This window comes from Streptomyces nanhaiensis, assembly GCF_046614825.1.
Taxonomy (GTDB): Bacteria; Actinomycetota; Actinomycetes; order Streptomycetales; family Streptomycetaceae; genus Streptomyces; species Streptomyces radiopugnans.
The window spans coordinates 1-727 of sequence record NZ_JBKJFM010000378.1; the positions used below are offsets into that span (position 1 = coordinate 1).

Below are 727 nucleotides of genomic sequence, written 5' to 3' on the forward strand. Positions count from 1 at the left end.
TCCTCGCCGTCCTGCCGCACGCGGTCGGCATCGGCACCGGTCTGGGCAGGCGCCGCCGGCTGGCCGCCCGGCACGCCGCCGCCGCACGGCTGGCCAGGGCCGAGGAGGAGCGGAGCGGGGCCGCCGAGGAGGAGCGCCACCGGCTGGCCCGCGAACTCCACGACATCGGCGCCCACCACCTGACCTCGGTCGTGGTCACGGCCGAGGCCGCGCGCAGGCTCGGCGGCTCCAGGCCCGAACTGGCCGCCGAGGCGCTGGAGGCCGCGGCGCGCGACGGCCGCGAGACCGTGTCCGCACTGCGCGAACTGGTGGCGGTGATGCGTACCGAGGCCGAGGGGGAGCCCCGCACCTGGAACGGCCGCATCGCCGAACTCGCCGCCGGCGTCGGCGGGTTGGGCGGCCCCGTGGAGACCGACCTCCGGGCTGACCTGCCGGGGCGGACGGGCGGGACCGTCTTCGCCATCGTGCGGGAGGCCCTGACGAACACGCTGCGCCACGCCCCCGGCGCGGCCGTACGGGTTACGGTCGGACACCGCGGCGGCCTGCTGGAGCTGACCGTCGACAACGGCGCCCCGCCGGCCGGCGGGGCGCCGCATGCGTCCGGCGCCGTACGCGGTCTGGGGTCGGGACGAGGCCTGGACGGGATGCGGGAACGCGCGGTGGCGGCGGGCGGGAGCCTGACCGCGGGACCCCGCCCCGGCGGCGGCTGGCGGGTGCGGGCCGAACT

General features: G+C 79.2%; 1 protein-coding gene. It reads left to right on the forward strand.

Going from position 1 to position 727, the window contains the following annotated elements:
• Positions 1-727: sensor histidine kinase (locus ACLIYP_RS30685; protein WP_412716335.1), on the forward strand; the 727-nt coding region annotated here is incomplete at both ends.